This is a genomic window from Gemella sp. zg-570, assembly GCF_018866345.1.
In the GTDB taxonomy this organism is placed as follows: Bacteria; Bacillota; Bacilli; order Staphylococcales; family Gemellaceae; genus Gemelliphila.
In genome coordinates this window covers 294520-309251 of the sequence record NZ_CP076443.1, presented here as the reverse complement: position 1 = coordinate 309251, position 14732 = coordinate 294520, and the positions used below count along the sequence as shown (strand labels likewise).

The window sequence follows — 14732 nt, the reverse complement described above, 5'->3', positions numbered from 1 at the left end:
TTATTATAAAAATTTTTGTAATATTTCTTTTATTTTTAATAATGATATTACTAACAATCTATTATCACTATATACATATTTTAAAATAGTCCTCTTCATAATATTTTCTTTTTGTAAATACTTATTATTTAGCCAGCTATGATAAATATTATTTACATAATCACGAAGTTCCTTTAAAACTTTAGAATTTTTATCAATTTGTATAATAGAAACGTAACTTACATATAGCATATGATGAATGTGTAAATATTCTAGTTCTGCATAATATGTATCTAAAATATTTTTTTCTTCAAAGTATTTCTTTAAATCTTTCATGACGATAAATATATCTTTTTTCTTTTCTATATCCTTATTTGTCATAATAGAGTTACTATTAATATAATATTTATATATATCAATGTCAAAACTACTTATGCTTTTTGCTTCGGTTAGTAATTTCGGACTTATGTTCAAATCTTCATATAATGTCCTATCCAAGAATTTTAAATTTGTATTTCTTATAAATTCTGTATTAAAAATAAATTTCCAAGAAGACGGAGCTGTTAATAATATTTTCTTATTATCTGATAGAATGAAATCTTTTTGCAAAATTATTCTATCTAGGCTTACTTGAATTTTTTTATTTGATATCTGAGTATAATTAAATATATTTATATCAGAATCTATCCTATCTAAAACATTAGATACAGCATCTTCTATTATTTCATCATCCACATCAATCATCCATAAAAATTTTCCCTTAGCATTTTCAACAGCATAATTTCTTACAGAACTTAATCCACCATTTTCTTTATTAATTAATACATAATTTTTAAAAATATTTGAATAGTTTCTTAAAATAACTTCACTATTATCTTTTGATCCATCATTTATTACTAATACTTCAACTTCTTTATTACCCTTATAATTTTCTATTGATTTAGAAATTGAATTTAAACAACGTTCTAAATAATTTTCTCCATTATAAACTGCAACAGCTATAGTTAAATACATAATATCTCCTTAATCTTTAATTATAAAATAGTATACCATATTCCTGATAGATATATTATATAAAATTTACCACAGTATTCAAATTATTACTGTGGTAAAATAAAAATCTTTATTTTTAAACTTATTTATGCAATTTACACAAAAATATGTAAATGTATATTTACTTCTCTCTTATAATAATATAAACTCCTAAAATTATTACAAATGAGCTAATAATTGTTCTTATAGTCAAATCTGTTCCTAAAATAATAAATGAAAATACTGCTGTCCAAATTACATAGGTAACATTTAGTCCCGTAGCTTTTGAAGCCTGCAAATAATTTATGGCAGCATAATATAATAGATAAGAAAGCATATTTGCTAAAACCATACCTACTACTATTAATATAAAATTACCTTTTGCAACAAAATTAAAATCTACCTTATTAAAAATTATTATTAGTAAATAGGCTAGAAAAGATGTAGTTTGACGTATAAACAGAGCCTCTATGGGTCTTAAATCATTATCCATCGCATAAGATGATAATACACTCTCACTAGCCCAAGACAAAGCACATAATAGACCAAATAAAATTCCTAAATATGTTCTTGCTCCACTACTTATTTCAAATGTTTGAGAAAACAAAGCTAGCACTATAAGAATTATTCCAAAAATAGTTTCTTTATTAACCTTATTTTTTAAAAATATTATTGATAAGACCACAGCTAAGCCAGGATATATGGCAGTAACTGACGAAGCAAAGCCTGCACCAAGATATTTAACGGCATATAAATTAAACTGCATACCTAAAGGACCAGCTAAAATAGCCGCAAGAACTAAGCTGTAATTTTTCATACTAGAAAATATTTTAAAATTTATCTTCCCATATTTTATAACTATTAATAGCCCTAAAAAAATAAGACTGAAAAAATCATGAACAAGCGAAACTAAAAATGGCGAAACATCAAAAATAGAAAATAATAAGCCGCTTAAAGTAAGACCCATCCCCCAAAATAAGCCAGAAAATAAACCTATATATACTTTACTTTTATTTTTCATATCTTGCCTTATACTCCTCTAAGTTCTTTAACATTCTTTCATATCTATCTCTCCCGTAAGTACCGAAAAATGTACCTTGTTCTTCTTTATAAACCGTCCACAAACTCCAAAGAATATCTTGCAAAATTTTATATATAAATATCTTTTGCTGATTTATAGGAGTTTTTTCAGTTTTATAAAAATTAAAAAATTCTTCTTCCTCTGATTTTATAAAATTAGATTCTAAAAATAGGGATGCTATATCCCACATAGGATCATTTACTGCACAATACTCCCAATCAATAAGATATATTCTACCCTTAGTATCTTCAATAAAATTTTCAGGAACCAGGTCTATATGACAATTTTTGTAATCAAGTCCTATCTTGTTTAATTCTTCCTTTAATTTTATTATTTCTAACTTAATTTCTTTATAATTTTTATAAGGTATAGAATTTTCTATCAAACTTTCATACTTTTCAATTTCAAAAAAAATATCAAATTTTGAATTAAATTGTGGTTTTGACAAATGAACTATTTGTAATATTTTAGATATAGAAGATAATTTTGTTTTTATTATTTTTTCATCATAAGTAATTGCATTTTCAATATATTCATTTATTTCTATACCTTGTTTTATATCAAATATATAATTATTAACATCAAGATTAAATAATTTTACTATCTCTAAATTTTTTTTCTCCAACTCTCTGCTAATTAATTTTTCTGTTCCCCTACCAAAAAATTTAAGTATATATTTTTTTTTATTTGTTTCGACTAAATAATTGTAGTTAGTCATTCCTCCTATTACTTCTATATTATTTACATCTTGAGAAAAATTTTTATCAAAAATCTTTATAATTTCTTTATAATTCAAATAACTCACTCTCCTAATAATAAAATTCTAAATCAAAATAATTATACCACAAGTAGACTTATATTTAAAATTTATTAACAAGTAATCAATAATGTGTTATAATTAATAAATATTTTTTAGGAGAATTAATAGTGAAGAATTTAAAAATAAACGCCCTAGCATCTGTTACAGTAAGAGTTTTAAATATCCTATCCCCCTTGATTACAGGACCCTATATTGCTAGAACATTATCAAAGGAAAATATAAGTTTATTTGATGCATCAAACACCATAGCTCAACTATTTATTCCTTTTGCCACATTTGGAATATATACCTATGGAGTTAGAGCTATAAGCAAGGTAAAAAACAATATAAAAAAAAGGAATGAATTATTTTCAGAACTATTTTTTTTGTCTGTAATATCGACCTTAATAACATCTTTGATATACTATACTTACGTAACAAATTTTTTAGATTATAAAAATAATATTCAAATATATGTTTATTCTATACTAGGTCTCCAAATATTATGTCAATTCCTATATATAGAATGGATAAATGAAGCATTTGAAAATTATACTTTTATTTTATACAAGACTATAGTAGTAAGATTAACAATATTCACATTAACCTTTACTCTCATAAAAGATGCTGACGACGTATTACCCTACGTTTCAATAATGACCCTAGCAGAAATTTTAAATATGCTAATAAGTTTTATATGGATAAAAAAAGAAGTTAAGTTTGTTAAAATTAAAATTAAAAACTTATTAAAATTACTATCCCCCCTATTTACAATTTTATTACTATCCAATCTAAATATGCTATATATCTATTTAGATAGAATATTTTTAACAAACTCTCCTGTATCTACAAATATATCAGACTATGTAGTATCTTATAATATAGTTATGCTAATTACAGGTGTTATAAGTGGTGCCATAAGTGTTAATATACCTAGATTAAGCTACTATTGGGGAGAAAATAAAATTGAAGATTATACCAATTTAATAAATAAGGGAAGTCAGTTTTTTTTATTTCTAATAACTCCTATAAGCTTTGGACTTATGATTTTAGGGACAGAAGCTACTCTTATTTATGGGGGAGATAAATTCTTATCAGCTGGAATAGTTACATCAATATTTGCAATAAGAGCATTAATTTTGGCCTTAGATAATATAATAGGTATTCAAATTTTATTTGTACAAGGTTATGAAAAAAAACTAGCTCTGTATATTGCCATTGGGGGTTTAAGCAATCTCGCCCTAAATTCTCTACTCTTCTATAATAATTTATTCTCACCTGAATACTACATCATGACAACCATAGTAGCCGAAATAATAGTTGTAATACTCTATGTGCAATTTATTATTAGAAAAAATATAATGAATTTAAAAAACTTACTTCAAAACTTTTTAAAATACACCATAATTTCTTCAACATTTTTTGTAGTATCATTAATTGTAGAAAAATTTATTCCACATAGTATTATCATAAATAAAATAACTATACTAAGTATTGCTATAAAAATAATTTCTTGTGGACTAATTTATTTCTTAATTTTATACATATCGAAAGATAAAATGCTTTATGATACTATATACTTTATAAAAGGTAAAATAAAAAGGCTGGCAAAATGAAAAAATTAGAATTAAATGAAATAAAAAAAATAGGATTAGACATATTAATTTATATAGATGGTTTTTGCAAAAAAAATAATATTGAATATTTTATAAATTACGGAACTCTTTTAGGAGCTGTAAGACATAAGGGTTTTATCCCCTGGGATGATGATATAGATATAACAATGACTAGAGAAAATTATAATAAATTTATTAAACTATTTAAAAATGATACTTCTAAATATAAAATACTTTCACTAGAAAGTGAAAAAAATTATTTTAATAACTTTATTAAAATTCACAACTCAGAAACTAAAATAATTTACAGTGATTTAACAAAAAGTTATGATTCTGGAATTTTTATTGATATATTCCCCCTAGACTATTTTGATAACAAAAAAGTTATTAATATAAGTTATTTCTTTGAAAGTTTAAAATATCTATCATTTATTAAAAAAGAAAATGTTACATACAAGGACAGTAAAATAAAAGATTTATGCAGGATTATTATGTGGTACCTAGTAAGACCTATCCATCCTAAATTTTTTGCTAAAGTAATAGAAAAAATAATAAAAAAATACACTTCAAATAAGCCCACTTTTTCCGCATTTATTATATCCAAAAATAAAGAGAAGGATATTTTACCTCTTAATACAGGAAGAGAATTAATAGAATTAGAATTTGAAAATCATAAATTCCCAGCCCCTAAAAATTATGATGAAGTTTTAACCTACTTGTACAATGATTACATGAAATTACCAAAAAAATCTGAACAAGTACCCCATAAATTTTATGCTTATTATACAGATAAAAAAAATAGTAACTAAAAATTTTAGTTACTATTTTTTTCAAATATATTAAGAAAATATTATTATATTATACAAGGATTTTAATTAAATATTATAATTCATAAGAAATTATACCTAATATTTTTTTATCAAAATTATTTAACTGTTGCAAGGCTTTTTCAAAATTTTTATATCTTGTGCTTCCATACTCTTCTACAAATATAGGATTTAAAATTCCCTCAAAATCACTTACAGATCTTAATAATTTTATATTATATCCTGCTTTTATTACTTTTTTATGTACAAGTTTATTTGTAGTTATAAGTGTAATATCATTAGAAAAATATTTAGTAACGACAGCTATATCTTTTGAAGAAGTAATATCAAAAACTTTTTTAACTTCCTTGTATCTATTGTAATCTCCTATTCTATTAATTGTTGGATTAAATATATATAGTAAGAAATTCACACCAGCAACAAATATTAAAGTCAATACCCCAATTAATGCTAATTTAATTACTAACTGTTTTTTACTATAAGTTATTTCCATATTTTCTGAACTTGATGAATTAGAATATACCGTATTTAATTTTTCAATAGTTACATCGCTATAAACGCCTGAATAATTTTTAATTATACTATCTATCTTACCTTCAATAAATAAATTCAATTCTTTATTAGGAGTAAGTATTTCTACTGAAACTCCCTTATTTTCTTCTAAAGGATTAATTTTTATTTTTTTTATCCAATAATCTATATTTGAATTTTTAAGTACTGTTGCATCACTTCCTAATGTTGCTGCATATTTTTTTAAGTCCTCTTCTTTAGAATCATTAAATAAATAAGCTCCATTAATGTTAGCAGATATTATTTTAGAATAAAAATCACTATATCCACCATAGACATTATTTATTTTTTTTTCAGAAGTGGTCTGTGGAGTAGATATTTTGTAAATGACGTAACTAGAAAAGTTGGAATTTACATTGCTTACAGTTTTAGTATTTATTGTTTTATAAATTAAAGGTAGAGCTATCAATAAATATATAATTAATGCTCCTATAATGTTTACCCTTAATTTTTTATATATATTAGCAAATAAATCTGCTAAAGAATAATTTTCAAACATTTTATTTATCTCCTTATCAAATAAGCCTTATTTTTCTTCAAAATATTAGACGTTAGTAATATTAGCAAAATTATAAACCATAAAGGAAGTTCCAACACATGAGAAAAACTAGCTGAAAAAGAACCTCTAGGTGTAAAAAATAATTCTGTTAAAATAACTAAAGCTAAAAATGATATTACTATTTTTCCAATGTATAATTTTCTTAATAAAAATACAAATATAAATCCTAAAATTATACCCATTAAAATTACTCCTACATAACCAAAATCAATATAATTACCTATGACATAACTGTCCCCTATGCCATGACCTTCTAAATAATATTTTTGGTAAACAATATAAGATAAATTATGAGCAAGAGAGTTGCTTTCTAAAGCTACTGTTAATCTATCAGTAGATGGAATATCTACCGAATTAAACAATAAATTCCCAATTTTTCCCCTATAAATATAATCTATTATACTGCCAAAAGTATAGTTTCTTAATTCACGATTAGGTAAGTCTCCTTGATACATATATCCCCAAGCAAGAACATTAAAACTACTTCCCTGCTTATAAATAAAATCTATAATAATATCAATAAAGCTAAGATTCCCTACGTTTTTCCCATCTCTAGTATAATTTATAATACTCATTATTACAATTATCGGTAGGGAGAAAATAGCCATTAAAACTTTTTCCTTATATCCTATCCATTTTCCTTTTTCTGTTTGATTTCTTACAAAATAATAAACAAATGAAAATATTAAGCTTAGTATAAAAGGATTTCTAGTTCCCGTAAGTAAAATTATAAAATTTGCAAATACATATAACAATAATACAATACTGGCATAAAGTTTTTTTGGTTTTGTCGCCAAATAAAATATTAATATAAAGAATGCAAAATTCCCTAAATAGTGAACTATTAAAGGAAGTTTACTTTCAAATGTAGCAAAATATAGATAATAATCATTTACTTTTATCTTAAATAAAACTTTTTCTATATTTAAGGCTAAATAGGCCGGATAGGTACAAAATAATAAAACTACGGCTACTATTCTAATAGTTTTAATGTAGTTATAATCGTATTGATATTCTACAAGCTTCTTTTTGCTATAATATCTATCTCCTATAAGACCACCGATAAAAATAGAAATGACAGATAGCATTATTATTTTTATACAAAATTCATATATATAATTTTGATAATTAGGTAAATAGCCAGTTTTAAAATAATCTATTGTTGGTAAAGATAGTAAAAATAAAAATATCAGCAAATAAAATATCAAGTGAATTATATAATTTTTTAAATTTTTAAAAGTATAGATTATACACGTTACTAACAATAAAATTGCACTTATTAATAAGTATATTACATCATCAGAATAAAAATAAAACAGGATAAATGCAAAAAATATGCTATAACTGAAAAAAGCAGCTAAACTAATTACTTTTTTTTCTATATTCAATATAGCACCTCCTTTTACTCTAAATTTAAATTTTTCATTTTTTCTTCTGAAAAATAATCTTCAGAAAAAGTATATTCTGCAACTTCAAATATTCCTATATCTAGTTTAAATATTTAAAATAGTAGTCTATATTAAAGATATTTTGATAATTATATATTGTTATATATTCATCAAATTTACTCATTAGATATTTTTGCCGTCCATTTAGATAAAAAGCTTGAAAAAAGGGCTTTAGGTAAAGTATTAGCATTTGAAGAATTATTTTTATATGATTAAATCTTGGATATCTTTCATAAAGCATTACATCATAATACTCTGCTATATTATGAAGTTATAAATTGAATAATCTAACCACCATTTCTTAAATAAAATTAAGCATAAATAATCAAAATAATTTATCTTTTATATTTTTCTGCATTAAGATTTTATCAAAATCAGAATTAACCATCCTCCAAAAAGATAGTTTGAAGGTAGGAATATTAAGACTTTTTCATAATAATTATTTATTCAATATCGTTCTTGATTTATATTTTTTATAAAGATATCTATAAAGTTTAATATTAACATTTAAAATTAAGACTGAAATTTTTAATTCTTTTGCTGCCTTGCTACTCTTTAATATTTTAGAAAAGTTATTTTTAAAATATTCTCTAAGCTCTATAAATTCTGGATAATTTTTATAATTATTATCAACTATTAAATGATTAAAGGTCGAAAGATAAGCATAAGTAAGACGAATAAAACTTTCTTCTGAAAACTGTGGGTATTCTTTCAATATGTAGTCATTAATAGTATTTAATATTTCTATAATATCTATTTGCTTGCTACTATATTTTTCAGTTGTAATACTATTTTCTCTGATGTAATAATAGTAGTAACATTTACTTGTTATAGCAATCTTGTCTATTACTTTAAACAAATCATAATTATAAAACATATCTTCATAATATTTCCCTACTGGAAATTTTAATTTTTTAGCTATATCTGATGATATTAATTTACACCAGACAGAACCATAAACTTTTTCCATACTTAGATACTCTTTTATATACTCATCTACCCTTAGTATATTACAAAATTCTTCTCCAGCATAATGAGGTTTTTCCTTATTACCATATACTCTAGTAACATTACACTCTGCTATATCAATATTATTAGTTTTTATTGTTTCATAAAGGTGCTGATACATATTTTCATGTATATAGTCATCACTATCAACAAAGCCTATATATTTTCCTCTTGCTTTTTCTACACCAAAATTTCTTGCATCTGATAGCCCCCCATTTTCTTTATGGTAGACTACTATTCTGCTGTCCGTTTTAGCTAGTTCTTCGCACATCTTTCCACTATCATCTGGTGAACCATCATCAACTAAGATTATTTCTAAATTTTTATAGGTTTGCAATAAAATTGAATTTACGCATCTTTCTAAGTACTTTTCTACTTTATATACTGGTACTATTATACTTATTAATTCATCATTCATATTTATCTTGCTAAACCTTTCATATATTTTTATATTATTTTATACAGATTAATTTTATTATTATACTCTTATTATTAAAAACAATAAATTTTTTTATTATACATTTCTAAAGTTTACACTCTAATACTTAAACTTAATTAATAATAAAATAACATACTTTTACATTTTATTATTAAATATCTCTTCAACTATATTTTTGTAAGTTTCTATAATATATTCTATTTCTTCATTTGTCAATCTTGTATTTAAGGGTAATGAAATTTCATTTTCAAAATATTTGTAGGCATTAGGGTAATCTTTTATATCAAAACCTTTATTTTTATATGCAGTTAGTAAGGGCAGTGGTTTGTAATGAACATTGACACTAATTCCCTTTTCTGCTAATCTTGTAATAATTTCATTTCTTTGTTCTAAGTTTGCCCCCTCAACATGAGTTATGTAAAGATGATGCGATGATAGATAGTCTTCTGTTTTATGTTTTAAGAATTTTATTCTTGTATTTTCAAAAAATTTGTCATACATATCCACTATTTCATATCTACGCTTAAGTAAAGCTGGATATCTATTTAATTGAACAAGACCTATTGAAGCTACTATATCAGTCATATTACACTTATAACCAGGTATTACTATATCGTATTCCCAAGAACCTGCTTTCATCTTGCTTAGGGCGTCTTTAGTTTGTCCATGTAGTGATAATATCTGAAATTTTTGATAAAGTTCTTCATTGTCAAAATTAGGATTTTCTTTCCAAGTAGCACTACCTCCCTCGGCAGTTGTGAAATTTTTAACTGCATGGAATGAAAAAGAACTAAAATCTGCTATATTACCAACTTTTTTCCCCTTATATACTGTTCCTAAGGCGTGGGCCGCATCACTAATTATAGCAATTCTTCCTAATTTTTCTTGGTAGTCGCTACTTGCTTTAAAGATATTTTTTTTCTCTTCTACTATTTCAAATAATTTTTCATAGTTACATGGTATTCCACACAAGTCAACAGGTATTATTGCTTTTGTTTTTTCTGTAATTGCTGAACTTAGTTTGTCATAATCCATCTCAAAATTATCTTTTTGGATATCAACCATTACAGCCTTAGCTCCAACATGATAAATTACTGAACAAGATGCAGTATAAGTCATAGCAGGAACTATCACCTCATCACCCTGACCAATTTCAAGAACACGAAGAATTAATTCTAGTGCGGCAGTTGCAGAATTTAAGCACACTGTTTTTGGGCTTTGTGTGTATTCTGACAATTTTTTTTCTAGTTCTTTTGTTTTTGGACCTGTTGTTATCCAACCTGATTTTAAGACTTCTGTTACCGCAGCAATTTCTTCATTTGAAATATCTGGTGGTGAAAATGGTATATTTAATTTTGTCATAAAATTTCTCCTGAAAATTTAAATAAGTATGATATAAAGTAAATTATACCATACTTAATGTTATAAATAAAAATTATTTATAGTAAATATAAAATTAAAATATTTTTTATTTCTTTCTTATGGCTATAAAAAATATTAAGAATCTTTCATGCCCATTTTTTTATCTAAATTATACATTATCTTAGCAATTTTATAGCCCCAAAGTGGGTCAGTAGCATAGTAGACATTCATACCAGATTTTTTATCTCCTAGGAATGCACCCCTAGCTGGAAAACCAGTATTAATTAAATATCTATTATTAATCCATTGTGCAGCCCCTAAAATTCCTGCATCAACATTATCAAAAGTTGTGGCTGATTGATAAGGATTTGTATCATAGGCTTTTATCCCAAAAAAGTTATTTTTATCAACAGCTATTCTGCTTTTACCCCACGCACTTTCCAATGCTGCGTGTGATAAAAGATATAAGGCATTCACTCCATATCTTTCTTCTGCTGCTTTAAAAGTTGCTCCCTTGTTTAAAAGTTTACTAGAAGAACCTCCCATTATAGCAATCATTCTATTTAAATCTTCAGCACTGTAATTAGTTTTAGTTTTTAAGTTCTTATATTGAAATACTTCAACACCTGACTTAGCTACATTATTATTTTTTGTTTGATTAGGCATCCACTTACCATTTTCATCTACATAGTAGCCGTCTGGTGTCCAACTACTTGTTAGCATTGCTCCATTTACTCCTAGGTAGTAGTCTCCTATCCACTTGTTTTTTGCTAGGCTTCCGTCTGCTTCTAAATAGTACCATTTGCCATTTTCTTGATGCCAGCCTGTTTGTTTTGTTTTGTTTGCTAGCCACTTACCACTGTAATCTACATAGTAGCCGTCTGGCGTCCAACTACTTGTTAGCATTGCTCCATTTGCTCCTAGGTAGTAGTCTCCTATCCACTTGTTTTTTGCTAGGTTGCCGTCTGCTTCTAAATAGTACCATTTGCCATTTTCTTGATACCAGCCTGTTTGTTTGGCTTTGTTGGGAACCCACTTACCATTTTCATCTACATAGTAGCCGTCTGGTGTCCAACTACTTGTTAGCATCGCTCCATTTGCTCCTAGGTAGTAGTCTCCTATCCACTTGTTTTTTGCTAGGTTGCCGTCTGCTTCTAAATAGTACCATTTGCCATTTTCTTGATACCAGCCTAGACTTTGTGCTGATGCTATTTTTTCTTCCACTACTTGATTTACTATTAATGGACTAGTCATTACTGCTAGCATCATCAATATTTTTTTTGTCTTATTTCTTTTCATTTTCTATCTCCACAAGATGTTTTTTTATATTCTTTATGCTAGATTATTCTAACATATATTTTCTTTATTTATAATATCTGTAGAGTTTCTTTTTTATTACTTTTTGGTTACAAAATAAATAATAAGTAAAATTTTTTTAATTTATGTCTTGGTGTTTCTATGAATTTCTAAATAAAAAATACGCCAAACTCCTTACAAATTTTTATAGAGATTTGCAATTAGCACCAAAAAATGAAAAAAATTCCCCTCATGGATTTGAAGCATACTAAAATAAAAAGTCATAGATAAATTATCTATGACTTTTTATTTTAAAACTTCTAAAAAGGTTCTTACCATTATTTTTACATCACTTGAAAAACTAAAATTCTCAAGATAAGCAAGATTATATTTCATCTTTTCCGGTAAGATTTTTTCTATATAAACTTGGTCTACACTCATGCCTTGCGAGGTATATTTTTCAATTTTTTCATCTTCATCTTTATATTCTATACTAGCAATAGACGTTACTCCAGCTGGCAAAAGCAGACTTGCATACATAAGATCAGAATACTTATCAACATATTTTTTCACCTCTGGGCGAGTCCCCACAAAACTCATATCACCTAGCAATATATTAATAAGTTGAGGCAATTCATCAATACGCAATTTTCTTAATTTTTTCCCTACTGAACTTATGCGGGGGTCATCTTGCAAGGTAACTAGAGAGCCTAACTTGTCAGCATTTTTTACCATGGTTCTAAACTTATAAATTCTAAACTCCCTGCCGTAACTTGTAACTCTAGCCTGTCTATAAAAAATTTCCCCCTCACTATCAAGTTTTATCCAAATTGCTATAAATAAAAAAACTGGACTAAGTAATATCAATAAAAATAAAGCGAGTATTTTATCAAATATTTTTTTTATTAACAAAGAAAATTTTTTTCTCTGAATTATTTTATAATAATATTCTACTGCTGAATTTTGAAATCTACTATCTAAATCTGAAAATTTTTTCATAAGGCTCCACTTTATAATTAATTTATTGACAATTATACCATAAAATTTTTAAAAATAATACTGTGTAAAATATATAATAAAAAAGATTAATAAAATTAATTTTATTAATCTTTTACTTGTATGACTAAAATAAATGAGAATATCTTTAATTCCCCTATTGAACTTAATATTTAAATTTATCTAAATCCATTTCTTCAAGTTTTACAAACTTAGTTTTCTTAATTAGTTTATGAGCTAAACATATAATAATTATTAGTACTGGTGGCAAAATATCATAGATTGCCACTGCAAAACCACCCTTAGAAAAGTCAGCATAAGTTTGTAATACAATTAAGGCTACAAATGCAAAGACAGCTAAATAAGAACCAAACAAACCAAATTTTGCTCTGTAGGGTAGAACTTCCTGTTCATTTTTTCCTTGTTTTCTTATTGCATTTCTTAATCTTATTTGTGCAATTATAGATATCGACCAAACACATACTACTAAAACTCCTACAAGGGCTAGCAACATGTAGTAACCAGCAGCGTTATATTTTTCAAAAATAAAACTTAATACTATAACCAACACACTTGTTAAAACTGCTAATTGCGGACTAGAATTAGTGCTTAACTTAGAAAATACTTTTGGAGCATATCCTCTTGTACTCAAAGAAAATAATTGTCTACTTGAAAAGTATATACCAGAATTTCCTGCTGAAAGTACAGATGCACATATTACAGCATTCATTACAGTGGCCGCAATTAACATACCAGCATTTTCAAAAACTAATGTAAATGGTGATGCGAGAATATTAGATGTATCTAGTAGTCTGGGATCACTTGCAGGAATTACTGCTGATATTATAAATATTGTTGCTACATAAAATATTAAAATTCTCCAGAAAACTTGATTAACTGCTTTTGGCATAGTTTCTGCCGGATTTTGACTTTCTCCTGAAGCTACTGCTACTGATTCAGTTCCTCCAAAAGAAAAGGCGGCTGTTGATAAGATAGCGAAAAATCCTAAAAATCCTTCTGCCCCACTAATTTTATTATTTGCAACAAAAGTATTTAAACCGTGTGCTTGCCCACCTAAAATTCCAAATATTAAAGCAAAACCTGAAATTAAAAATATAATTACTGTTATTACCTTAATAAAAGTTAGCCAATATTCTATTTCTCCGAATATTCTAACACTAGTGATATTAATTACACATAGTACTATTAAAAAGAAAATACATAGTGTAAATGAAGAAAACTGTTGGAAGAATGACCAAAACTGTAAAACTTTTGACAAAGTTATTATGTCTATTCCTGCAACTAAAATCCAAATAACCCAGTATAGCCAACCAACTGCAAAACCTAAAGATGGATCTATAAAACGTTCGGCATAAGAACTAAATGAACCTGATACTGGATAAAAACTTGCCATCTCTCCTAGTGATGACATCAAAAAATATATGAATACACCTATTACTAAATAAGATAAGACCGCCTTGTAAGACCCTGCTTGGCTAACTACGGCTCCACTAGCCATAAATAAACCTGTTCCTATTGAACCTCCAATAGCCATCATAGAAATATGTCTTGATCGCAGATTTCTTTTCATTTTGACTTCTGTCATAATATCACATCCTTTTTTAAAAATTTTAATCTTAATTATATACCCATTTCCCAAGCTTGTAAAGTGTTTTTAAAAAATTTTCTGAATTTAATCTTACTTTTAAAAAATATAGGT

At 25.9% G+C, this 14732-nt stretch carries 12 protein-coding genes; 2 read left to right on the top strand and 10 right to left on the bottom strand.

What is annotated here, in order from left to right:
- Positions 1 to 3 precede the first annotated feature (3 nt).
- From KMP11_RS01555 to KMP11_RS01545, 3 genes are all read right to left on the bottom strand, one after another.
- Complete coding sequence (locus KMP11_RS01555; RefSeq protein WP_215756903.1) at positions 4 to 993, bottom strand: glycosyltransferase family 2 protein; 990 nt, start codon at positions 991 to 993, stop codon at positions 4 to 6.
- A 160-nt stretch (positions 994 to 1153) separates the two neighbouring features.
- Entirely contained in the window at positions 1154 to 2032 is an 879-nt protein-coding gene (locus KMP11_RS01550) for a DMT family transporter (protein ID WP_215756902.1), read from the bottom strand.
- Entirely contained in the window at positions 2022 to 2888 is an 867-nt protein-coding gene (locus KMP11_RS01545) for a choline kinase family protein (RefSeq protein WP_252344733.1), read from the bottom strand. The genes KMP11_RS01550 and KMP11_RS01545 overlap by 11 nt, the downstream gene beginning before the upstream one ends.
- A 131-nt stretch (positions 2889 to 3019) precedes the next feature.
- Between KMP11_RS01545 and KMP11_RS01540 the strand changes: the two genes are divergently transcribed.
- Together KMP11_RS01540 and KMP11_RS01535 are read left to right on the top strand one after the other, a co-directional pair.
- On the top strand, positions 3020 to 4507 hold the full coding sequence (locus KMP11_RS01540) for an oligosaccharide flippase family protein (RefSeq protein WP_216279983.1): 1488 nt from the start codon (positions 3020 to 3022) through the stop codon (positions 4505 to 4507).
- On the top strand, positions 4504 to 5316 hold the full coding sequence (locus KMP11_RS01535; RefSeq protein WP_215756900.1) for a LicD family protein: 813 nt from the start codon (positions 4504 to 4506) through the stop codon (positions 5314 to 5316). Before KMP11_RS01540 ends, KMP11_RS01535 begins: the two co-directional genes overlap by 4 nt.
- Positions 5317 to 5389: 73 nt before the next feature.
- On the opposite strand, the gene KMP11_RS01530 is transcribed toward KMP11_RS01535, so the two are convergent.
- From KMP11_RS01530 to KMP11_RS01500, 7 genes are all read right to left on the bottom strand, one after another.
- Positions 5390 to 6403: a teichoic acid biosynthesis protein TarQ gene (locus KMP11_RS01530; RefSeq protein WP_215756899.1), complete on the bottom strand. Its 1014-nt coding sequence runs from the start codon at positions 6401 to 6403 to the stop codon at positions 5390 to 5392.
- 5 nt (positions 6404 to 6408) lie between these two features.
- Entirely contained in the window at positions 6409 to 7851 is a 1443-nt protein-coding gene (locus KMP11_RS01525) for an O-antigen polysaccharide polymerase Wzy family protein (protein ID WP_215756898.1), read from the bottom strand.
- A gap of 499 nt (positions 7852 to 8350) precedes the next feature.
- On the bottom strand, positions 8351 to 9337 hold the full coding sequence (locus KMP11_RS01520) for a glycosyltransferase (protein ID WP_216279982.1): 987 nt from the start codon (positions 9335 to 9337) through the stop codon (positions 8351 to 8353).
- Positions 9338 to 9496: 159 nt separating this feature from the next.
- Positions 9497 to 10720, bottom strand: coding sequence for a DegT/DnrJ/EryC1/StrS family aminotransferase (locus KMP11_RS01515; RefSeq protein WP_216279981.1), 1224 nt, complete (start codon positions 10718 to 10720; stop codon positions 9497 to 9499).
- A 135-nt stretch (positions 10721 to 10855) separates the two neighbouring features.
- The gene (locus tag KMP11_RS01510; protein WP_216279980.1) at positions 10856 to 12019 is read right to left on the bottom strand and encodes a glucosaminidase domain-containing protein; all 1164 of its coding nucleotides are present in this window, start codon (positions 12017 to 12019) and stop codon (positions 10856 to 10858) included.
- A gap of 303 nt (positions 12020 to 12322) precedes the next feature.
- A complete protein-coding gene (locus KMP11_RS01505; RefSeq protein WP_216279979.1) occupies positions 12323 to 13015 on the bottom strand; it encodes a sugar transferase in 693 nt (230 codons plus the stop codon).
- A 163-nt stretch (positions 13016 to 13178) separates the two neighbouring features.
- Positions 13179 to 14618 (bottom strand): amino acid permease, encoded by a 1440-nt coding sequence (locus KMP11_RS01500; RefSeq protein ID WP_216279978.1) that lies wholly within the window; start codon positions 14616 to 14618, stop codon positions 13179 to 13181.
- Between the last annotated feature and the right edge of the window lie 114 nt (positions 14619 to 14732).